The following is a 21,859-nucleotide window of genomic DNA, read 5'->3' on the forward strand; positions in this document are numbered from 1 at the left end:
TTGTTAACGAGAGATAATAATTTTTTATGAAAATGGGTGAGTGTATGAGAATAGAAAAGGGAATAGGAATAAAGAATGTATTAAAAATAATGTGCCCAGGCACTCAACTAAGGGAAGGACTTGAAAATATATTAAGGGCAAAAACAGGTGGTTTATTAGTAATTGGTGATGATGAAGAAATTATGAAATTAGTTGATGGAGGTTTTTATATCAATTCAGAATATACTCCTTCATATGCATATGAGTTAGCTAAAATGGATGGTGCAATTGTAATTTCTGCTGATTTAAAAAGAATTGTATGTGCCAATGCTCAATTAATTCCGGATTCCTCCATACCAACATATGAAACTGGTACTAGGCATAGGACAGCTCATAGGGTAGCTAAACAAACTAATAATGTAGTTATTGCAATTTCTCAAAGGAGAAATATAATAACTATGTACAAAGGTGATATAAAGTACGTTTTGAGAGAGAGTAGTGTGATTTTAGGTAAAGCTAATCAAGCACTTCAAACATTAGAAAAGTATGTTTCTGTACTTGAAAGAGTTGTAAATAATTTAAATTTACTAGAATTTCAGGACTTAACAACTCTTTTTGATGTAGTTACAGCTGTTCAAAGAACTGAAATGGTAATGAGAATAGTTGAAGAAATTAATATGTATATATTAGAACTTGGAAATGAAGGACGATTAATATCTATGCAACTTAATGAGTTGGTGAAGCATATAGAGAGAGATGGAATATTACTAATTAGAGATTATTGTAAGGATGCATTACAATATAATGAGGTATATGAACATATTCAAAAACTAAATTCGTCAGAATTGTTAGATTTAGATGCAATTTCACGAGCATTGGGATATAGTGCAGTTCCACTGATGGATACATTAATATCTCCAAAGGGATACAGGGTGTTAAGCAAAGTTCCAAGGATACCATCTAATGTTATAGATAACTTAATTAAGGAATTTAAAGAACTTAGTAATATAATAGATGCTGATATTAATGAACTAGACAATGTTGAGGGAATCGGAGAAGCTAGAGCTACTGCAATCAAGGATGGATTGAAACGAATAAAGGAACAAGTATTATTAAAAAAAGAAATATAGTCTAGAATAGAACTGTCTTAAAATGAAAGTTGGTTAATAAATGAATCTATATATTTTAATTTATTACAGCTATGCTTTAGGTCAGTCTCTTTTTATAGGAGATTACTTCGTAAACTTAATAATTTATTCATTTTAGATATAGGATAATATATGTTATAATTAATATTGTTGAGATAATATATATAAAGTGATTAAAATATCACAAATGTGTAAATGATTAGAAGGAGGTGAAACATGTGTTAAAGAAATTAGTAAGAGGTATTTTTTTTATAATTGGAATTATAATAGGATACTTTATATCGGAACTATTATTAACGATACCACAAATTGAGAGTTTAAGCTATCTTTCAAGTACTGTAGGGATGGTTATATTTGTAATTGTTATATCTTTTCTTTTTGGACTTATATTTTATATTTTTTCACCTAATATATATAAAGGAATTGCTAATTTAATTGAGTATATTGAAAAAAGTATGCAGAAAATGAGCATAACAGAAATATTATATGGAACTTTTGGAGCAGTTATTGCTTTGATTCTTATGACTTTTATTGCAGAACCAATAAACAGTGTGCCTAAAGTAGGACCTATCATATTGATTTTATTAAATGTATTAGCAGCTGTGATAGGTGCAGAAATAATGATTAAAAAGAAAGATGATATAACTGCACTTCTTCTTAATTTTAAGAAGCCTGCAATTAAAGAAAAGAAAGCTAAGGAATCAGGTAAAGATTCTATAAAAGGAATACCAAAAGTATTAGATACATCAGTTATAATTGATGGGAGAATATTTGATATTTGTGAAACTGGATTTATTGAGGGTCCATTGGTGATACCTAATTTTGTGTTAGATGAGTTGAGACATATTTCTGATTCTTCTGATTCATTGAAAAGAAACAGGGGAAGAAGAGGCTTAGATATACTAAATAAAATACAAAAAGAATTATCAATTGAAACTCAAATTGTGGATGATGATTTCCCTAAGATTGCTGAAGTAGATGCAAAATTATTAAAATTAGCGCAAAAGATGGATGGAAAAGTTATAACTAATGATTATAATTTAAATAAGGTAGCTGAATTTCAAGGTGTTCCAGTATTAAATATAAATGAATTATCAAATGCAATAAAACCAGTAGTTCTTCCTGGGGAAGAAATGAGGATTGATATCGTTAAGGATGGTAAAGAGTCAAGCCAAGGGGTTGCGTATTTAGAAGATGGAACTATGATTGTTGTTGAGGGAGGAAGAAAATATATAGGACAAACAACCGATGTTATGGTTACTTCAGTTCTTCAAACGGCAGCAGGAAGAATGATTTTTGCAAAACCTAAAGAGAATTAAAATTAAGGAGATTTTTCAGGATGGTTAGCGCAATTGTATTAGCAGGTGGAAGAGGCAAGAGAATGGGATGCTCTAAAAGCAAGCAATATATTGAATTAGAAGGAAAGCCAATTCTTTATTATACATTAAAACAATTCATAGATAATAAATATATTGATAAAATTGTTTTGGTAGTTCCTGAAGATGAAAAAGAGTATTGTAAGAATGAAGTTTTGGACAAATATGGGCTCATAATTCATAAAATTGTTGTTGGTGGTAAGGAGAGGCAGGATTCGGTATATAACGCTTTAGATCAATTAAATGGATCGGATATAGTTTTAATACATGATGGCGCTCGACCATTTGTTTCACAAAGAGTCATAAATGATGCTATTAAATATACTAGAATTTATGGAGCGGCAGCTCCAGGTGTTAAACCTAAAGATACAATTAAAATTAGAGATGAAAAGAATTTTTCAGTAAATACCTTAGAAAGAGATAGTCTTGTTGCAATTCAAACTCCTCAAGCCTTTGACTTTAATCTAATATATGAATGCCATAAAAAGGTTAAAAAAAGTAAAATAGTAGTTACTGATGATACTGCTGTGGTAGAGAATTTTGGAAACAAAGTATATATATATGAAGGTGATTATACCAATATAAAAATAACAACTCCAGAAGATTTAGTTTTTGCAAAGCATTTTGCGAGAATGGTATAATTAGTGTGTATTGACAGGCAAAATCTGAGAAGTTATAATAAATTAAAATTAAATTAAGTTTATAAAGCGATGATGAAGAATAGTAGAAGTCATTTTTTATAAGAGAAAAAGTCCGTAGGCTGAAAGACTTTTAAGCAGAGCTTCGAACCAGCTTTTGAGCATAGATAAAAACTATCGGTTTAATACCGTTATCATTATTAGAGAACAAATTTAGGTGGTACCGCGATGATAAGTTCGCCCTAATATATTTATTAGGCGGACTTTTTTATTTTGGGAAATTATAAATTAAATGATAGTTTTACAAGCGATTAATAAAGTGAATTTTTAGGAGGAAATGTTCAAATGAAAATGTCTAATATGTTAATATCTACATTGAGGGAAGTGCCAGCAGAAGCAGAGATTGATAGTCATAAATTGATGCTGAGAGCAGGGATGATAAGAAAAATGGCAGCAGGTGTATATAATTATATGCCACTTGGATTAAGAGTATTAAAAAAAATAGAAGATATAGTAAGGGAAGAAATGAATGCAACAGGGGCACAAGAATTTTTGGCTTCAGCCATGATTCCAGCAGAATTATGGCAGGAGTCAGGTAGATGGGATGCTTATGGAGCAGAAATGTTCAGATTGAAAGATAGAGGGGAAAGAGATTTTTGTTTAGGACCAACCCATGAAGAAGTATTCACAGATATTGCTAGAAATGAAATTAAGTCTTATAAGCAATTACCACTAAATTTATACCAAATTCAAACTAAATATAGAGATGAACGCAGACCAAGATTTGGTGTTATGAGATCAAGGGAATTCGTAATGAAGGATGCATATAGCTTCGATAAAGATCAACAAGGATTAGATTTTGTTTATGACAAGATGCATGACGCATATGTTAAAATATTTAATAGATGCGGTTTAGATGCTAAGTGTGTTGCAGCAGATTCTGGAGCAATAGGAGGATCAAACTCAGCAGAATTTATGGTTAAATCAGAAGTTGGAGAAGATGATGTAGTATTCTGTACTGAATGTGACTATGCAGCTAATATTGAAAAAGCATCTTCTCCTGCTGAAAAAGAGGAAAAGCAAGAATTGATGGAAATAGAAAAAATAGCTACTCCTAATAGTAGAGGAATAGAAGAAGTATCAGCATTTTTAAATGTATCTTCAATAAAAACAGTTAAAACTTTATTATATAAAGTTGACGAAAAAATTATTGCTGTATTTGTAAGGGGAGACCGAGAAGTTAATGAAGTTAAAGTAGCTAATGCTGTTGATGCTTCAGGAGACATGGAGATGGCATCTCATGAAGAATATATAAATGCAGCTGGTTGTGATATTGGATTCGCTGGACCTGTCGGAATAAAAGCTGATATTGTGTTAGTAGATGAAGAAGTTAAAAATATGTACAATTTTATTTCTGGAGCTAATGAAACAGGATATCACTTGAAAAATGTAAATTATGGAAGGGATTTTGAAGGAATAGTTGGTGACTTTAGAAAAGTTGTTGAAGGCCAAAAATGTCCTGTTTGTGGTGGAATAGTTACTATTGCAAGAGGAACTGAAGTTGGGCATATATTTAAGCTTGGAACAAAATATTCAGAAGCTATGAATGCTAATTTCATAGATGAGGATGGGAAAGAAAAACCATTTATTATGGGGTGCTATGGTATTGGTGTTACTAGAACAATGGCGTCAATCATTGAACAACATCATGATGAGAATGGTATAATTTGGCCATTATCCGTTGCTCCATATCATGTTTCAGTTATTCCTGTAAATATTAAGGATGAAGAGCAAGTTGAAGTAGCTAAGAATATTTATGAAGATCTAGTAAATATGGGTATAGAAGTACTTTTAGATGATAGAAATGAAAGAGCGGGAGTGAAATTTAAGGATTCAGAGTTAATGGGAATACCGATGAGAGTAACTGTTGGTAAGAAAATTGGCGATGGAGAAATAGAATTTAAACTTAGAAATGGTGAAATGGAAGTGATGAAAATAAAAGATGTTTGTAATATAATAAAAACTGAGTTTGATAAAAATAATATAAAGTTAAAATAAATTTTTAGGAGGAAAGTTAATGAAGGTCTATAATACTTTAACTAAGCAAAAAGAAGAGTTTATACCGATTATCCCAGGTGAAGTTAAGATGTACGTGTGTGGGCCTACTGTATATAATTTCTTTCATATTGGTAATGGGAGGACATTTATAGTATTTGATACAATTAGAAGATACTTGGAATACAGAGGATACAAGGTTGAGTTTATTCAGAATTTTACTGACATAGATGATAAGATGATTAATAAGGCAAATGATGAAGGAATTACAGTAAAAGAACTAGGGGATAAATATATAAATGAGTACTACCAAGATGCAGATGCTTTAAATATTGAAAGAGCTAGTGTTAATCCTAGAGCAACGGAGTACATCAAAGACATAATAAAATTTGTTGAAGAACTAATTGCAGCAGATTTTGCGTATGAAGTAGATGGAGATGTATATTATAGCACAAAAAAATTCAGTAACTATGGACAATTGGCTGGTCAAAATTTGGAAGATCTACAAGCTGGAGCAAGGATTTCTGTTGATGAACGAAAAAAAGACCCAATGGATTTTGCTATATGGAAAGCACAAAAACCAGGTGAACCTGCATGGGAAAGTCCATGGGGATTAGGAAGACCGGGATGGCATATAGAATGTTCTTGTATGGCAAAGAAACTATTGGGGGACACTATTGACATTCATGCAGGTGGTATGGATTTGAAATTCCCACATCATGAAAATGAAATAGCACAAAGTGAAGCTGTAACAGGAAAGAAATTTGCAAATTATTGGTTACATGCTGCATTTGTTAATGTTGATAATAAAAAAATGTCAAAATCACTAAATAATTTTTTTACAGCAAGAGAGATTCTTCAAGAATATGATGCAGATGCAATAAGATTTTTAATGTTATCAGGACATTATAGAATTCAAATAAACTTTACAAAAGAACTTTTAGATTCTGCTAAAGCATCAATAGAAAGGTTATATAACTGTATAAATAATCTTGAGAATTTAAAGGATGAAGTTAGTAAAAAGACTATGGATAATGGGGAAGATGATTATTTAAAATCACTATCAAAATATAGAGAAAAGTTTATAGAGAAAATGGATGATGATTTTAATACAGCAGATGCAATTTCAGTATTATTTGATTTAGCTAAAGATATAAATAACAATGTAAATATAAATTCTTCAGCTGAATTATGTGAAGAGACAAAGAAATTAGTAAGAGAACTTGGAAAGCCGTTAGGGATTCTTCAGACATATATGAAAAAGGATTTAGAAGCTGAAATTCAAGAACTTATTGATAGAAGGCAACAAGCAAGAAAAGACAGAGACTTTGCTTTGGCAGATAAAATAAGGGATGATTTAAAGAGTAGAAATATAATTTTAGAGGACACACCACAAGGTGTTAGATGGAAAAAGATTGATTAATTAAAGAAAGGGTTGCAATTTTGCAGCCCTTATTTAAAAGGAGAATTAAAATGTTAGATGATTTAAGAATGAAGGAATTTTCAAAGGAGGAGGCAAGACTATTAAATCCACTTCAATTAGCATTAATAGGTGATGGTGTATATGAAATATTTATTAGAAATTATATTTTGACAAAAAATTCAGCATTGTCGGCTAATAAAATTCATATTAATGCAATAAAATATGTTAAGGCTAAAAGTCAAGCAAATATAATGCATGAAATTGAAAAAGATTTAGATGAAGAAGAAGAAGGAATTTATAAAAGAGGAAGAAATGCAAAGTCACAAACAGTCCCTAAGAATGCAGATGTAAGAGACTATAGAATGGCTACAGGATTTGAGGCATTAGTAGGATATTTATACTTAATAGGAAATAGAGAACGATTGAAAGCGATATTTAATCAATGTATTAACATAATAAAATGATTTCTATATTTTAGAAAAAAGGATGGGTGCATATGGAAGGGAAAACTAAGGAAATGAATGCAAAAGGCAAGTTTGATAAATTTGAAAAGAATAAAGGCAGATCTGAATTGAAGAATAATGATTTTACTAAAATAAAGAACAAGGATAGAAAAGAAGCAAGGAATGAAATTCAAGAAAGAGAAGATATAGTTATTGGAAGAAATGCTGTTATAGAAACTTTAAAAGGTGAAAGAACAATTGAAACCTTATACATATCAAATAGTAAATTAGAGGGATCTATAAAAACAATCGTTAGTTTAGCAAAAGAGAAGAGAATTTTAATTAAAGAAGTTGATAAAAGAAAACTTGATTCTATGTGTGAAGGAGAGGCTCATCAAGGAGTGATAGCTAAAATAACACCATACAGGTATTCTGAAGTGTCAGATATTCTAGCATTTGCAAAAGAAAAGGGAGAAAGCCCATTTATTGTAATATTAGATGAAATTGAAGATCCACATAATTTAGGTTCAATAGTAAGAACGGCAGAATTATTCGGAGTTCATGGGATTATTATTCCAAAAAGAAGAAGCGCATCTGTTAGTACAACGGTCTATAAATCATCAGTAGGTGCAATAGAACATGTTAAAATAGCTAAGGTTACTAACATAAATACAGTAATAGAAGAATTGAAAGAAAAAGGTATTTGGGTCTATGGTGCGGATATACGAGCTGATGAATATAGTTATCAAGTAGATTTTAGTGGCCCTTGTGCAGTTATAATTGGAAATGAAGGAAGAGGAATTTCTAAGTTAACAGTTCAAAAATGCGATAAATTAATAAAAATACCGATGGTAGGTAAGATTAATTCTTTAAATGCATCTGTAGCCGGTGGTATAATTATGTATGAGGTTTTAAAGGGACGATTAAAATAGAAAGAGGTATATCGTGAAAACTATTTTTGTAGATGGGTATAATGTTATAAACAGTTGGCCAAACTTAAAGCAAACCAAAGATTTTAGTTTTGAAGCTGCAAGACAAATTCTAATTGATAAATTACATAATTATGGAGTTTTTAAGGCTTGTAAGATAATTTTAGTTTTTGATGCTCACAAGGTCATAGGGAGTCTTGAAAAAAAAGAAGAAGTAAATAAAAATATTTCTGTAGTTTTTACTAAGGATGGAGAAACAGCAGATAATTATATTGAGAAAAAAGTTAATGTTCTAGGAAGAAAGCATGAGATTGTTGTTGTTACATCGGATAGTCTAGAACAGCAAATTGTTTTTCAGCGAGGTGCAGTTAGAATGTCATCCCTAGAATTTTACAATGAGGTGCTTAAGGTAGAAAAATCTATAAAAATAAAAGCTGACAAAAATAAAAATCAACATAGAAATAGTATAAGCGATAATATAGATGAAAGAACAGCAGAAATATTAGAACAAATTAGAAGAGGCAAGTAAATTCAGTTGACTAACTTAAATTAACTGGGGTATAATTGTTTAAATGATTGGTGAGTTTAATGCAGAAGAGAGTTGAGAATACGCAATTGGAAGGTTTTTTAGATTTTAAAGATAAGCTAGATGAAGAAATAGTCGTGAAAGCTAAAAATGGGGACAATAGAGCTCAAGAATATTTGATTTCAAAATATGAGAACTTTGTAAAATCAAAGGCTAAAGCATATTTTTTAATTGGAGCAGACAAAGAGGATATTTATCAAGAAGGAATGATAGGCCTATATAAGGCTATTAGAGACTTCAATCCAGAAAAGTCAACATCATTTAAGGCTTTTGCAGAAATATGTGTGGTTAGACAAATTATAACTGCAATAAAAACAGCTACAAGACAAAAACATATTCCATTAAATACTTATGTGTCATTAAATAAACCAATATATGAAGAAGAATCTGAAAGAACTCTTTTAGATGTATTAGTAGGATTAAAAATTTCAGATCCTGAAGAATTAATGATAAGTAAGGAACAAATGGATTATATTGAAGAAAAAATATCAAAGGTGCTTTCTGATTTGGAGTTAGAAGTTCTTACATCGTATTTAGATGGTAAATCATATCAAGAAATTGCAAGTAACTTAGAAAGACACTCAAAATCTATTGATAATGCATTGCAAAGAGTAAAGAGAAAATTAGAAAAATGCTTGGATTTAAAGTGAGAATTTATATTGACAAATATAAAGAAAAATAGTAAACTTTATAATTGGTATATCACAGAATATAGCAATTTTGAACGCTCACATAGCTCAGTCGGTAGAGCGTCACCTTGGTAAGGTGGAGGTCGTCGGTTCAATCCCGATTGTGAGCTCCAAACAATAAAAATAAAAAACACTAGGCTAAGTTTATCACATGATAATTAAGGGAGGAAAATTACAATGGCAAAAGCAAAGTATGAAAGAAGTAAGCCACACGTTAATATTGGAACAATAGGTCACGTAGACCATGGTAAGACAACATTAACAGCAGCAATAACAACAGTATTAGCAAACAAAGGATTTGCAGAAGCATTTAACTATGCAGATATTGATAAGGCTCCAGAAGAAAAAGAAAGAGGAATCACAATCAATACAGCACACGTTGAATACCAAACAGAAAACAGACACTATGCTCACGTTGACTGTCCAGGACATGCTGACTATGTTAAGAACATGATCACAGGAGCAGCACAAATGGATGGAGCTATCTTAGTTGTATCAGCAGCAGATGGTCCAATGCCACAAACAAGAGAACATATCTTACTTGGATCAAGAGTAGGTATCCAATATATCGTAGTATTCTTAAATAAAGCAGATATGGTAGATGATCCAGAATTATTAGAATTAGTTGAAATGGAAGTTAGAGAATTATTAAGTGAATATGACTTCCCAGGAGACGATATTCCAGTAATAACAGGATCAGCATTAAAAGCATTAGAAAACCCAACAGATGAAGAAGCAATTAAGCCAATCATGGACTTAATGGAAGCAGTAGATAGCTATATCCCAACTCCAGAAAGAGCAACAGATAAAGCATTCTTAATGCCAATCGAAGATGTATTCACAATTACAGGAAGAGGAACAGTTGCAACAGGAAGAGTTGAAGCTGGAATACTTCACGTAGGAGATGAAGTAGAAATCGTTGGATTATCAGAAGAAAAGAAGAAGGTTGTAGTAACTGGAATCGAAATGTTCAGAAAGTTATTAGACGAAGCGCAAGCAGGGGATAACATTGGAGCATTATTAAGAGGAGTTCAAAGAACTGATATTGAAAGAGGTCAAGTATTATCAAAACCAAATTCAGTACACCCTCACACAAAATTTGTAGGTCAAGTATACGTACTTAAGAAAGAAGAAGGTGGAAGACATACTCCATTCTTCGATGGATATAGACCACAATTCTATTTCAGAACAACAGACGTTACAGGATCAATCAAATTACCAGACGGAATGGAAATGGTAATGCCTGGAGATCACATTGATATGAATGTAGAATTAATCACTCCAATCGCAATGGATGAAGGATTAAGATTCGCTATCAGAGAAGGTGGAAGAACTGTAGGTTCTGGAGTTGTTACTAGTATAGTAGAATAGGGAACTAGAAATCATCACGATAGGGCTAAGTTTTATAACTTAGTCCTATTTAAAGGATGATTGACAATTGAAATATTCTATGATATTTTATAAAAGTGACATTTTAAACAATGCAAATTAGGGAAAAGCAAGAAAATAAATTTCTTGATTTAATATATGAAAAACTGGAGGTGCAGTCATGAGAACAAAAATAACTTTAGCATGCACAGAGTGTAAACAAAGAAATTATGATTCAATGAAAAACAAAAAAAATGATCCAGATAGATTAGAAATGAAAAAGTATTGTAAATTCTGTAAAAAGCACACTCTTCATAGAGAAACAAAATAATTAGCAGTAGTCATGACATATAGTTATTAAATTTAAGGATGTGAAGATATGTCAGTAAAAGATAATGCAAAGACTGAAAAAGCTGTTAAAAATAATGGTTTGCTTGGTTTTTTCCGAGAGGTTAAGGTAGAGGTTAAGAAGAAAATAACTTGGCCTTCGAAAGATGAGACAAAGAAAGCATTTATTGCAGTTATAACATTCACGCTAATGTATACAATATTAGTTGGTGGGTTTGATTTTATTTTCAGAAACCTCTTTGATATGTTTTTAAAATTAAAATAAAAGGAGGTTAGGGTGGTGTAAAACTGCCTGATAAGTATGAGTGATAGAGCAAGATGGTATGTAGTACATACATACTCAGGATACGAAAATAAAGTTAAGGCAAACTTAGAAAAAGCAATTGAAAACAGAAATCTTGAAGCATTAATCCATGATATACAAGTACCTATGGAAGAAGTGGTTGAAGAAAAAGATGGAAAACAAAAAGTTTCATTAAAGAAAAAGTTTCCTGGATATGTGCTTGTGAAAATGTTAATGGGTGATGAAGCTTGGTACGTTGTTAGAAATACTAGGGGCGTGACAGGATTTGTTGGTCCAGGATCTAAACCAGTTCCTCTGTCTGATGAAGAAGTTGAATCAATGGGTGTATTAGAAATGCCAGTTGATATTGATTTGGAAGTAGGGGAAAGCATAAGAATTATCTCAGGACCATTAAGAGATTCAGTGGCTACAATACAAGAGATAATTGTTGAAAAACATAAAGTGAAAGCTTTAGTAGAGATGTTTGGCAGGGAAACTCTTGCTGAATTAGACTTTAATCAAGTTGAAAAATTAGTTTAAATATAACTAATTTTAATTAAGTGGGAGAACTAAAAGTTCGTTATACCACAGTAATAGGAGGAATAACAAAATGGCTAAGAAAGTAACTGGAATGATTAAACTTCAACTTCAAGCAGGTAAGGCAACACCAGCTCCACCTGTAGGTCCAGCTTTAGGTCAACATGGTGTAAACATAATGGGATTCTGTAAGGAGTTCAATGCAAAAACTGCAAATCAAGCTGGTTTAATAATACCAGTAGTTATCACAGTTTACCAAGATAGATCTTTTAGTTTTATACTAAAGACTCCTCCAGCAGCAGTTCTAATCAAAAAGGAATTAGGGTTAGAAAGTGGTTCTGGAGTACCTAACAAAACAAAAGTTGGTAAATTAACACAGGATCAATTAAGAAAGATCGCTGAAACTAAGATGCCAGATTTAAATGCTGCAAATGTTGAATCAGCAATGAGAATGATTGCTGGAACAGCAAGAAGTATGGGCGTAACTATTGAAGAGTAATTCTTAAAAATAAGTGGGAGGTCAAAACCGTTAATACCACAGAGGAGGCAAATTATGGGAAAAAAATACATTGAAAGTGCAAAGCTTATAGATAAGAGTGCATTATATAATCCAGTAGAAGCATTAGACCTTACATTAAAAACTGCAAAGGCTAACTTTGATGAAACTATTGAACTACATGTAAGATTAGGTGTAGATCCAAGACATGCTGATCAACAAGTAAGAGGTGCTGTTGTATTACCAAACGGAACAGGGAAAACAGTAAGAGTACTTGTATTTGCAAAAGGTGATAAAGCAGCAGAAGCGCAACAAGCAGGAGCAGATTTTGTTGGAGCTGAAGAATTAGTTCAAAAAATTCAAAGTGAAAATTGGTTTGATTATGATGTTGTTGTTGCAACTCCAGATATGATGGGTGTTGTTGGTAGAATTGGTAGAGTATTAGGACCAAAGGGATTAATGCCAAATCCAAAATCAGGAACAGTAACATTTGATGTTGCTAAAGCGATTGAAGAAATCAAAGCTGGTAAAGTTGAATATAGAGTTGACAAAACAGCTATAGTTCACTGCCCAATTGGAAAGAAATCATTTGGAACTGAAAAGTTAAAGCAAAACTTTACAGCATTAATGGATGCTTTAGTTAAAGCAAAACCAGCAGCTGCAAAAGGACAATACTTAAAATCAGTATCAGTTTCAAGCACAATGGGACCAAGTGCAAAAATTAATCCTACAAAAGCTTTAGATTAATATTGACTTAATGGATATTAAGTAGTATAATCTTAATGTTGTAAAAAAGAGAATATTTTCCCCGTAGACAGTGGGTGCGAAAGCATAACGATATACTACCCACCTAGGTTGATTATAATAGATGTATTATAGACCTTCCTGTCTGCGGGAAGGTCTTTTTGATAAAAGAAGCAGTTTTAAACTGTGAGGAGGTGGACTACAATAATGAATAAAAACAGAGAACTTAAAGAAGCTAAAGTTGCTGAAATTAAGGAAAAATTAGAAAAATCAAAAGCTGTTGTTCTTAGTAAGTATCAAGGGTTAAATGTAGAAGAAGATACTGCTCTTAGAAAAAATTTAAGAGAAGCTGGCGTTGAATATAAAGTATATAAAAATACTTTGGTTATTTTAGCAGCTAAAGAATTAGGCTTAGATGGTATAGTAGAACATTTAGAGGGACCTGTATCTATTGCGTTTGGTTATGAAGATGTAACAGTAGCAGCGAGAGTTCTAAATGATTTTGCTAAAGATCACAAGAAGTTAGAATTAAAAGCCGGTATTGTAGAAGGTGAAATCTATGATGCAGATAAGATTAAACAACTTGCATCAATACCATCAAAAGAAGTTCTTATTGCAAAACTTCTTGGAAGTATCAAGTCTCCAATATCAAGCTTTGCACGTGTATTAAGTGCTATTGCTGATAGTAAGGGAACTGAATCTGCAGAATAATAAGCAGAAAAATAAAACAATAATTAATTTAAAAAAATTTCGGAGGTGCTATTAAAATGACAAGAGAAGATATAATTCAAGCAATAAAAGAAATGAGCGTTTTAGACTTAAACGAATTAGTAAAGGCTTGTGAAGAAGAATTTGGAGTAAGTGCTGCTGCTGCTGTTGTAGCTGGTGGAGCTGTAGCTGGTGGAGCTGCTGCTGAAGAAAAAACTGAATTCGACGTAATATTAGCTAGTGCAGGAGATAACAAGATTAAAGTTATCAAAGTAGTAAGAGAAATAACTGGATTAGGATTAAAAGAAGCTAAAGAAATAGTTGATGGAGCTCCTAAGACATTAAAAGAAGGCGTTTCTAAAGAAGAAGCTGAAGACATGAAAGCTAAAATAGCTGAAGTTGGAGCTACTGTAGAAATCAAGTAATTTATTTAATATAAAAAGGTGCTTTTTAAGCACCTTTTTTAAGCTGCATTTATAAAGCTATATAAAATGCTTTTTGTTTATGAGTATTTTATATAGCTTTATAAATTAAAAAAGATATAGTTAAGTGAATTAATGAAATAATATTTCTAGTGTTTTTTATAGTATTTCTTGACGAGATAAAATGCATATGGTATTATAATATAATGTATTATTCACTATGGGATATTATATGTTTATAGTGGAAATAAAGAGTATAACCTGGTGAATAATGGTTATACTATAAAAAGACGCTGTCCGAAAGCAAAAGTCCTTAGGGAAAGTATGCTTTTGGCTATTTTAGTTTATTTTATACAAGGGGTGAAAATTCATGGTACATCCTGTCAAAGTTGGAAAAAGAACAAGAATGAGTTTTGGTAAAGTTAATGACGTTACTGAAATGCCGAATTTAATTGAGGTACAATTAGATTCATATGAATGGTTTTTAAGAGAAGGGCTGCATGAAGTATTTGATGATATTAATCCTATCACAAACTTCACAGGGAATTTAGTGCTTGAGTTTGTAGATTACAAGCTTGATATGGAAAATATCAAGTATTCTGTTGAAGAATGCAAAGAAAGAGATTCAACATATGCAGCACCATTAAAAGTTTCGATTAGATTACAAAATAATGAAACAGGTGAAATTAAAGAACAAGAAGTGTTTATGGGTGACTTCCCATTAATGACAGAACAAGGTACCTTTTTAATTAATGGTGCTGAAAGAGTTATTGTAAGTCAGTTAGTAAGGTCGCCGGGAGTATATTACAATTACTCAATAGATAAGAGCGGTAAGAAATTATTTTCATCAACTGTAATCCCTAATAGAGGAGCATGGTTAGAATATGAAACAGATTCTAACGATATCATTTATGTAAGAATTGATAAAACTAGAAAATTATCGATAACTATTTTAGCAAGAGCAATGGGATTAGGAAGTGACCAAGAGTTATTAGACTTTTTTGGAGAAGAAGAAAGATTTAGAGCTTCAATAGAAAAGGATAATACTAAAACAAAAGAAGAAGCTTTACTTGAAATATATAAGAGATTAAGACCAGGTGAGCCACCAACTGTTGATAGTGCAATATCATTAATTGATACATTGTTCTTTGATGCAAAGAGATACGATCTATCTAGAGTTGGTAGATACAAATTCAATAAAAAACTTGCGTTGAATTTAAGAATTGCTAATCAAGTTGCAGCTACTGACATTGTTAATCCACAAACTGGTGAGATTATGGTTGAAAATGGCCAGAAGATAAGCAGATTAATGGCTGAACAAATTCAAAACGCTGGTATAAAATCTGTTGATGTATTAATAGAGGATAAAGTTATTAGAGTAATCAGCAATAATTTTGTTGATTTGAAGAAACAAGTTTCATTTGATGTTTCTGATTTAGGAATAAAAGAAATGGTACACTATCCAACATTAAAGGAAATATTAGATAATTTCTCAGATGAGAAAAGCATTAAAGAAGAAATAAAGAAAAATATTAATAAGCTTATTCCAAAACATATTATAAGAGACGATATATTTGCAACTATTAGTTATGAATTAGGATTAGCTTATGGAGTAGGTTATGTTGATGATATAGATCATCTAGGAAATAGAAGATTAAGATCTGTAGGTGAATTATTGCAAAATCAATTCAGAATTGGTTTATCTAGAATGGAGAGAGTAGTTAAAGAAAGAATGACTATTCAAGATCAAGAAGCAATAACTCCTCAAATGTTAATTAACATAAGACCAGTAGCAGCGGCTATTAAAGAATTCTTTGGTAGTTCACAATTATCGCAATTCATGGATCAAACTAATCCATTATCAGAACTTACACATAAAAGAAGATTATCAGCGTTGGGGCCAGGAGGTCTTTCAAGAGAAAGAGCTGGTTTCGAAGTAAGAGACGTTCACCATTCACATTATGGTAGAATGTGTCCGATTGAAACACCAGAAGGTCCTAATATAGGATTAATAAATTCATTGGCTACTTTCGCAAAGGTTAATGAGTATGGCTTTATTGAAACACCGTATAGAATTGTAGATAAAGAAAATTCGAGAGCTACTGATGAAATTAGATATTTTACAGCTGACGAAGAAGATCAATGCTTAATTGCTCAAGCAAAAACACCGATGGCTGAAAATGGTCAATTCATAGAAAAAAGGGTTACAGTTAGGCATTTAGATGATGTTTTAGTTGTCCCAGCAACAGAAGTTGATTTGATTGACGTATCTGCAAGACAAATGGTATCTGTAGCAACTGCTATGATTCCGTTCCTTGAAAATGATGATGCTACAAGAGCACTTATGGGATCTAACATGCAACGTCAAGCAGTTCCATTGTTAAATCCACAAGCACCAATTGTTGGAACAGGAATAGAGTTTAAAGCAGCTGTAGATTCAGGTGTATTGCCAAAGGCAAAAAATGCAGGTGTTGTTACTTATGTATCAGGTAGTGAAATTAGAATCAAAAGAGATTCTGATGGAGGAACTGATATATATAAGCTATTAAAGTTTAAGCGAAGTAACTCTGGAACATGTATAAACCAAAGACCTATAGTTGATTTAGGAGAATTGGTTTACAAGAACCAAGTAATTGCAGATGGTCCGTCTACAGATTTAGGAGAAATTGCACTAGGTAAGAATATAAGAATGGGATTCATAACTTGGGAAGGTTATAATTACGAAGATGCTATGCTTATTTCTGAAGAATTAGTAAGAGAAGATGTATTTACATCTATGCATATAGAAGAATATGAATGTGAAGCAAGAGATACTAAGCTTGGACCAGAAGAAATCACAAGAGATATTCCAAATGTAAGTGAAGATGCTCTTAAAGATGTAGATGATAGAGGTATCATAAGAATTGGTGCAGAAGTAAGATCAGGAGATATATTAGTTGGAAAAGTAACACCTAAGGGTGAAACTGAACTAACTGCAGAAGAAAGATTATTAAGAGCAATCTTTGGTGAAAAAGCTAGAGAAGTTAGAGATACATCTTTAAGAGTACCTCATGGAGAAGCTGGAATAATAGTTGATATTAAAGTTTTTACAAGGGAAAATGGGGATGAATTAAATCCTGGAGTAAATGAACTTGTAAGATGTTATATCGCACAAAAAAGAAAAATATCTGTAGGAGACAAAATGGCTGGGCGTCATGGTAATAAAGGGGTTATCTCTAGAATATTACCAGAAGAAGATATGCCGTTTTTACCAGATGGTAGACCGCTTCAAATATGCTTAAATCCACTTGGAGTACCTTCGCGTATGAATATCGGGCAAGTACTTGAAGTACATTTAGGTTGGGCAGCTAGTCATTTAGGTTGGCATATAGCTACACCAGTATTTGATGGAGCTACTCAAGAAGAAATTACAGAATGTTTGGTAAAAGCTGGATTTAATGCTAATGCTAAAACTGTATTATATGATGGTAGAACAGGAGAGCCTTTTGACAATCTAGTAACTGTAGGTATAATGTATATATTAAAACTTCACCATTTGGTAGATGACAAAATACATGCAAGATCTACAGGTCCATATTCACTAGTTACTCAACAGCCATTAGGAGGTAAAGCTCAATTTGGAGGTCAAAGATTTGGTGAAATGGAAGTTTGGGCTTTAGAAGCATATGGTGCGGCGCATACATTACAAGAAATATTGACTGTTAAATCAGATGATGTTGTAGGTAGAGTTAAGACATATGAAGCTATAGTCAAAGGTGAAAATATACCTGAACCAGGAGTTCCAGAATCATTTAAGGTTCTTATTAAAGAACTTCAAGCATTATGCTTAGATATTAAGGTTTTAAATGATGCAAATGAAGAAGTGACTTTAAAAGAATTTGTTGATGAAGATATGGCAAACCTGGAAGTTAACATAGAAGGTACTGAAGAAGTAATTATGCAAGAACCAGAAGGAACAATAGCTGATGATAGTTATGATCAAAATCCAGATGAAGATATAGATGATATTGATTATGATGAGAGTGTCGATATTGAAGAGCTTGAGACAGAATTAGAACTAGATGATTTTAATGATGAACACTAATATTGAAGGGAGGATTTACCCTTGTTTGAATTAAATAATTTTGATGCAATACAAATTGGCTTAGCATCTCCAGAGCAAATAAGACAATGGTCAAGAGGAGAGGTTAAAAAGCCTGAAACAATTAACTACAGAACTTTAAAGCCAGAAAGAGATGGTTTGTTCTGTGAAAGAATTTTTGGACCAATGAAAGATTGGGAATGTCATTGTGGAAAATATAAAAGAGTAAGATATAAAGGCATAGTTTGTGATAGATGTGGAGTTGAAGTCACAAAAGCTAAAGTTAGAAGAGAAAGAATGGGGCATATAGAATTGGCTGCCCCGGTATCTCACATTTGGTACTTTAAAGGAATTCCATCAAGAATGGGATTAATTTTGGATATGTCACCAAGAGCTTTAGAAAAAGTTTTATATTTTGCATCTTATATAGTAATTGACCCAAAAGAAACTCCGTTATTGAAGAAACAGCTTCTTAACGAAAAAGAATATAGAGAAGCTGTAGATAAATATGGAGATGAAAGTTTCGTAGCTGGAATGGGAGCAGAAGCTATTCAAGAATTGCTTAGAGAAATTGACTTGGAAAATGGTTCAAAGGAATTAAAGGAAGAACTTAAGCAAAGTACTGGGCAAAAAAAGGTTAGAATTATAAGAAGACTTGAAGTAGTAGAATCTTTTAGAAAGTCAGGAAACAATCCAGAATGGATGGTTGTAAATGTAATACCAGTAATACCACCAGACTTGAGACCTATGGTTCAATTAGATGGGGGAAGATTTGCAACATCTGATTTAAATGACTTATATAGAAGAGTTATTAATAGAAACAACAGATTGAAGAAACTATTAGATTTAGGGGCTCCGGATATAATAGTAAGAAATGAAAAAAGAATGCTTCAAGAAGCTGTGGATGCACTTATCGATAATGGTAGAAGAGGAAGACCAGTAACTGGACCAGGAAATAGACCTTTAAAATCATTATCAGATATGCTTAAAGGTAAGCAAGGAAGATTTAGACAAAACTTACTTGGAAAAAGAGTTGACTACTCAGGTAGATCAGTTATAGTTGTTGGACCAGAATTGAAAATGTACCAATGTGGATTACCAAAAGAAATGGCTATAGAGTTATTTAAGCCATTTGTAATGAAGAAGTTGGTTCAGGATGGAATTGCTCATAATATAAAGAGTGCTAAAAGAATGGTTGAAAGAGTATTGCCTCAAGTATGGGATGTTTTAGAAGAAGTAATTGCAGATCATCCAGTATTGCTTAACCGTGCGCCTACTTTACATAGACTAGGTATTCAAGCATTCCAACCAGTTTTAGTAGAAGGTAGAGCTATTAAGTTGCATCCACTAGCATGTACAGCTTACAATGCAGACTTTGATGGAGATCAGATGGCTGTCCATCTTCCACTTTCAGTTGAAGCACAAGCTGAAGCAAGATTTTTAATGTTAGCAGCAACAAACATTTTAAAACCATCAGATGGTAAGCCAGTATGTGTACCAACACAAGATATGGTTTTGGGATCATACTATCTAACTATGGATAGAAATGAAGCCAAAGGTGATGGTATGGTATTCTCTAGTAAAGACGAAGCTATAATGGCATATCAAGTTAAGGAAATTGACATCCATGCTCAAATAAATGTTAGAATGTTTAGAACTGTTGATGGAGTTTCAAAGTCTAAAATAATCAAAACAACTGTTGGAAAGATTATATTTAATGAATCTATACCGCAAAACTTAGGCTTAGTTAATAGAGAGAATGAAGAAGAAATGTTCAATTTAGAAGTTGATTTCTTGGTTACTAAAAAGTCTTTGGGAAAAATAATCGATCAATGCTATATGAAACATGGTCCAGTTAAGACATCTATAATGCTTGATAATATCAAAGCTTTAGGATATCATTATTCATCAATTGGAGCTGTTACAGTTGCATCATCAGATATAATAGTACCAGATTCTAAATATGAATTACTTAAAGAAGCAGATGAAACAATTGAAAAGATTGAAAAGATGTATAAAAGAGGATTCATTTCAGATGAGGAAAGATATGAACGAGTTATAGAAAAATGGACTCAAACTACTGAAGATGTTGCTAATGCATTAATGGATAGTCTTGATAAGTTCAACCCTATATATATGATGGCTGACTCAGGAGCCAGAGGATCAAAATCTCAAATCAAGCAATTAGCTGGTATGAGAGGACTTATGGCAAGTCCATCTGGTAAGATTATCGAGTTACCAATTAGAGCTTCATTTAAAGAAGGATTAGATGTTCTTGAATATTTCTCATCTACACATGGTGCTAGAAAAGGTAATGCAGATACAGCTTTAAAAACTGCGGATTCAGGATATTTGACAAGAAGACTTGTTGATGTATCACAAGATGTTATAGTAAGGGAAGAAGACTGTGGTGTAGAAGATGGAATTGTTGTAAGTGAAATAAAAGAAGGCAATGAAACTATCGAAGAATTAAGAGAAAGATTAATTGGAAGATATACTGCTGAAGATATTATTGATCCTAATAATGGAGATGTGATTTATCCAAGAAATGAATATATGGATCCATATGCAGCAGATAAGATTGTTTCAGCAGGAGTTAAGAAAGTAAAAATCAGATCAGTATTTACTTGTAAATGTAAAGTTGGAGTTTGTGCTAAATGTTATGGTATGAACATGGCTACTGCTAAAAAGATTGATATAGGTGAAGCTGTTGGAATAATAGCTGCACAATCAATTGGGGAACCAGGAACTCAGCTTACTATGAGAACATTCCATACAGGTGGAGTTGCTGGAGCAGATATTACCCAGGGGTTACCTAGAGTTGAAGAATTATTTGAAGCTAGAAAGCCAAAGGGACTTGCAATTGTAAGTGAAATTACTGGTAGTGTAAAAATGGAAGAAACGAAGAAAAAGAGAACAGTGATAGTTATGAGTTCAGATGGTGAAGAACGTAGCTATGATATACCGTTCGGTTCGAGATTAAAAGTGAATGAAGGAGATTACATTGAAGCCGGAGATGAAATTACAGAAGGTTCGGTAAATCCTCATGATATTATGAGCATAAAAGGTATAGATGGAGCAAGAAGATATTTACTTTCGGAAGTTCAGAAAGTTTATAGACTACAAGGTGTTGATATTAATGATAAGCATTTAGAGGTAGTTGTTAGACAAATGACTAGAAAAATAAAAATTCTTGAATCAGGAGATTCAGATTTATTGCCAGGAACTATGATTGATATGTTTGATTTTCATGAGGAAAATGCTAGAGTTAGAGAATTTGGCGGAGAAGAAGCAAAAGGAGAACAAACTCTACTAGGTATTACTAAAGCAGCATTAGCAACTGATAGTTTCTTATCGGCGGCTTCGTTCCAAGAAACCACAAGAGTATTAACGGAAGCAGCAATTAAAGGAAAAGTTGATCCTTTAGTTGGATTGAAAGAAAATGTAATAATTGGTAAGTTGATTCCAGCTGGTACTGGAATGATGAGATATAGATCTTTAAAAGTAGAAACAGATAACCAATTAGTAGAAGAAGCAGTTACAGAAGTGGTTGAAGAATAGAATTTAATTATATTGACATATATAATGTTAAATGATAAAATACAG

At 32.2% G+C, this 21,859-nt stretch carries 19 protein-coding genes, 1 tRNA gene and 2 other annotated features; all 20 genes read left to right on the forward strand.

The window, feature by feature from the left end:
* Window positions 1-44 precede the first annotated feature (44 nt).
* Window positions 45-1,109: a DNA integrity scanning diadenylate cyclase DisA gene (disA, locus tag CSPA_RS00800; protein WP_042314966.1), complete on the forward strand. Its 1,065-nt coding sequence runs from the start codon at window positions 45-47 to the stop codon at window positions 1,107-1,109.
* 236 nt (window positions 1,110-1,345) lie between these two features.
* Window positions 1,346-2,446 carry a PIN/TRAM domain-containing protein gene (locus CSPA_RS00805; protein ID WP_015390318.1) on the forward strand — a complete coding sequence of 367 codons (1,101 nt, stop codon included), beginning with the start codon at window positions 1,346-1,348 and terminating at the stop codon, window positions 2,444-2,446.
* A 20-nt stretch (window positions 2,447-2,466) separates the two neighbouring features.
* Window positions 2,467-3,144 carry a 2-C-methyl-D-erythritol 4-phosphate cytidylyltransferase gene (ispD, locus tag CSPA_RS00810; RefSeq protein ID WP_015390319.1) on the forward strand — a complete coding sequence of 226 codons (678 nt, stop codon included), beginning with the start codon at window positions 2,467-2,469 and terminating at the stop codon, window positions 3,142-3,144.
* Between the two features lie 60 nt (window positions 3,145-3,204).
* Window positions 3,205-3,389 (forward strand) — a binding site (T-box leader).
* Between the two features lie 97 nt (window positions 3,390-3,486).
* Entirely contained in the window at window positions 3,487-5,199 is a 1,713-nt protein-coding gene (locus CSPA_RS00815; RefSeq protein WP_015390320.1) for a proline--tRNA ligase, read from the forward strand.
* 19 nt (window positions 5,200-5,218) lie between these two features.
* Window positions 5,219-6,619, forward strand: coding sequence for a cysteine--tRNA ligase (cysS, locus tag CSPA_RS00820; protein WP_015390321.1), 1,401 nt, complete (start codon window positions 5,219-5,221; stop codon window positions 6,617-6,619).
* 50 nt (window positions 6,620-6,669) lie between these two features.
* Window positions 6,670-7,083, forward strand: coding sequence for a Mini-ribonuclease 3 (locus CSPA_RS00825; protein ID WP_015390322.1), 414 nt, complete (start codon window positions 6,670-6,672; stop codon window positions 7,081-7,083).
* Window positions 7,084-7,115: 32 nt separating this feature from the next.
* Window positions 7,116-7,994 carry a 23S rRNA (guanosine(2251)-2'-O)-methyltransferase RlmB gene (gene rlmB, locus CSPA_RS00830; protein WP_015390323.1) on the forward strand — a complete coding sequence of 293 codons (879 nt, stop codon included), beginning with the start codon at window positions 7,116-7,118 and terminating at the stop codon, window positions 7,992-7,994.
* 13 nt (window positions 7,995-8,007) lie between these two features.
* The gene (locus CSPA_RS00835; protein ID WP_015390324.1) at window positions 8,008-8,520 is read left to right on the forward strand and encodes an NYN domain-containing protein; all 513 of its coding nucleotides are present in this window, start codon (window positions 8,008-8,010) and stop codon (window positions 8,518-8,520) included.
* Between the two features lie 59 nt (window positions 8,521-8,579).
* Entirely contained in the window at window positions 8,580-9,227 is a 648-nt protein-coding gene (gene sigH, locus CSPA_RS00840) for an RNA polymerase sporulation sigma factor SigH (RefSeq protein WP_017810875.1), read from the forward strand.
* A 76-nt stretch (window positions 9,228-9,303) separates the two neighbouring features.
* Window positions 9,304-9,379, forward strand: a tRNA-Thr gene (locus CSPA_RS00845).
* A 64-nt stretch (window positions 9,380-9,443) separates the two neighbouring features.
* A complete protein-coding gene (gene tuf / locus CSPA_RS00850) occupies window positions 9,444-10,637 on the forward strand; it encodes an elongation factor Tu (protein ID WP_015390326.1) in 1,194 nt (397 codons plus the stop codon).
* A gap of 178 nt (window positions 10,638-10,815) precedes the next feature.
* Window positions 10,816-10,965: a 50S ribosomal protein L33 gene (gene rpmG / locus CSPA_RS00855; RefSeq protein ID WP_015390327.1), complete on the forward strand. Its 150-nt coding sequence runs from the start codon at window positions 10,816-10,818 to the stop codon at window positions 10,963-10,965.
* 48 nt (window positions 10,966-11,013) lie between these two features.
* Window positions 11,014-11,247, forward strand: a complete 234-nt coding sequence (gene secE / locus CSPA_RS00860; RefSeq protein WP_015390328.1) for a preprotein translocase subunit SecE — start codon at window positions 11,014-11,016, stop codon at window positions 11,245-11,247.
* A gap of 36 nt (window positions 11,248-11,283) precedes the next feature.
* Window positions 11,284-11,805, forward strand: a complete 522-nt coding sequence (gene nusG, locus CSPA_RS00865; RefSeq protein ID WP_015390329.1) for a transcription termination/antitermination protein NusG — start codon at window positions 11,284-11,286, stop codon at window positions 11,803-11,805.
* A 70-nt stretch (window positions 11,806-11,875) separates the two neighbouring features.
* Window positions 11,876-12,301, forward strand: a complete 426-nt coding sequence (rplK, locus tag CSPA_RS00870) for a 50S ribosomal protein L11 (RefSeq protein ID WP_009167802.1) — start codon at window positions 11,876-11,878, stop codon at window positions 12,299-12,301.
* Between the two features lie 54 nt (window positions 12,302-12,355).
* On the forward strand, window positions 12,356-13,045 hold the full coding sequence (gene rplA, locus CSPA_RS00875; RefSeq protein WP_015390330.1) for a 50S ribosomal protein L1: 690 nt from the start codon (window positions 12,356-12,358) through the stop codon (window positions 13,043-13,045).
* Window positions 13,046-13,088: 43 nt separating this feature from the next.
* Window positions 13,089-13,215 (forward strand) — a sequence feature (ribosomal protein L10 leader region).
* Window positions 13,216-13,249: 34 nt separating this feature from the next.
* The gene (gene rplJ, locus CSPA_RS00880) at window positions 13,250-13,753 is read left to right on the forward strand and encodes a 50S ribosomal protein L10 (RefSeq protein WP_015390331.1); all 504 of its coding nucleotides are present in this window, start codon (window positions 13,250-13,252) and stop codon (window positions 13,751-13,753) included.
* Window positions 13,754-13,809: 56 nt separating this feature from the next.
* Window positions 13,810-14,175 carry a 50S ribosomal protein L7/L12 gene (gene rplL / locus CSPA_RS00885; protein ID WP_015390332.1) on the forward strand — a complete coding sequence of 122 codons (366 nt, stop codon included), beginning with the start codon at window positions 13,810-13,812 and terminating at the stop codon, window positions 14,173-14,175.
* Window positions 14,176-14,542: 367 nt separating this feature from the next.
* On the forward strand, window positions 14,543-18,256 hold the full coding sequence (rpoB, locus tag CSPA_RS00890) for a DNA-directed RNA polymerase subunit beta (protein ID WP_015390333.1): 3,714 nt from the start codon (window positions 14,543-14,545) through the stop codon (window positions 18,254-18,256).
* A 21-nt stretch (window positions 18,257-18,277) separates the two neighbouring features.
* Window positions 18,278-21,814 carry a DNA-directed RNA polymerase subunit beta' gene (gene rpoC, locus CSPA_RS00895; protein WP_015390334.1) on the forward strand — a complete coding sequence of 1,179 codons (3,537 nt, stop codon included), beginning with the start codon at window positions 18,278-18,280 and terminating at the stop codon, window positions 21,812-21,814.
* Window positions 21,815-21,859: the final 45 nt, after the last annotated feature.

The sequence above is a fragment of the Clostridium saccharoperbutylacetonicum N1-4(HMT) genome (genome assembly GCF_000340885.1).
In the GTDB taxonomy this organism is placed as follows: domain Bacteria; phylum Bacillota; class Clostridia; order Clostridiales; family Clostridiaceae; genus Clostridium; species Clostridium saccharoperbutylacetonicum.

Bases quoted from the DNA above. Each gene is read 5' to 3' on its own strand.
- disA (WP_042314966.1), top strand. From the start codon at position 45: ATGAGAATAGAAAAGGGAATAGGAATAAAGAATGTATTAAAAATAATG.
- ispD (WP_015390319.1), top strand. From the start codon at position 2,467: ATGGTTAGCGCAATTGTATTAGCAGGTGGAAGAGGCAAGAGAATGGGA.
- CSPA_RS00815 (WP_015390320.1), top strand. From the start codon at position 3,487: ATGAAAATGTCTAATATGTTAATATCTACATTGAGGGAAGTGCCAGCA.
- cysS (WP_015390321.1), top strand. From the start codon at position 5,219: ATGAAGGTCTATAATACTTTAACTAAGCAAAAAGAAGAGTTTATACCG.
- CSPA_RS00825 (WP_015390322.1), top strand. From the start codon at position 6,670: ATGTTAGATGATTTAAGAATGAAGGAATTTTCAAAGGAGGAGGCAAGA.
- rlmB (WP_015390323.1), top strand. From the start codon at position 7,116: ATGGAAGGGAAAACTAAGGAAATGAATGCAAAAGGCAAGTTTGATAAA.
- sigH (WP_017810875.1), top strand. From the start codon at position 8,580: ATGCAGAAGAGAGTTGAGAATACGCAATTGGAAGGTTTTTTAGATTTT.
- tuf (WP_015390326.1), top strand. From the start codon at position 9,444: ATGGCAAAAGCAAAGTATGAAAGAAGTAAGCCACACGTTAATATTGGA.
- rpmG (WP_015390327.1), top strand. From the start codon at position 10,816: ATGAGAACAAAAATAACTTTAGCATGCACAGAGTGTAAACAAAGAAAT.
- secE (WP_015390328.1), top strand. From the start codon at position 11,014: ATGTCAGTAAAAGATAATGCAAAGACTGAAAAAGCTGTTAAAAATAAT.
- nusG (WP_015390329.1), top strand. From the start codon at position 11,284: ATGAGTGATAGAGCAAGATGGTATGTAGTACATACATACTCAGGATAC.
- rplK (WP_009167802.1), top strand. From the start codon at position 11,876: ATGGCTAAGAAAGTAACTGGAATGATTAAACTTCAACTTCAAGCAGGT.
- rplA (WP_015390330.1), top strand. From the start codon at position 12,356: ATGGGAAAAAAATACATTGAAAGTGCAAAGCTTATAGATAAGAGTGCA.
- rplJ (WP_015390331.1), top strand. From the start codon at position 13,250: ATGAATAAAAACAGAGAACTTAAAGAAGCTAAAGTTGCTGAAATTAAG.
- rplL (WP_015390332.1), top strand. From the start codon at position 13,810: ATGACAAGAGAAGATATAATTCAAGCAATAAAAGAAATGAGCGTTTTA.
- rpoB (WP_015390333.1), top strand. From the start codon at position 14,543: ATGGTACATCCTGTCAAAGTTGGAAAAAGAACAAGAATGAGTTTTGGT.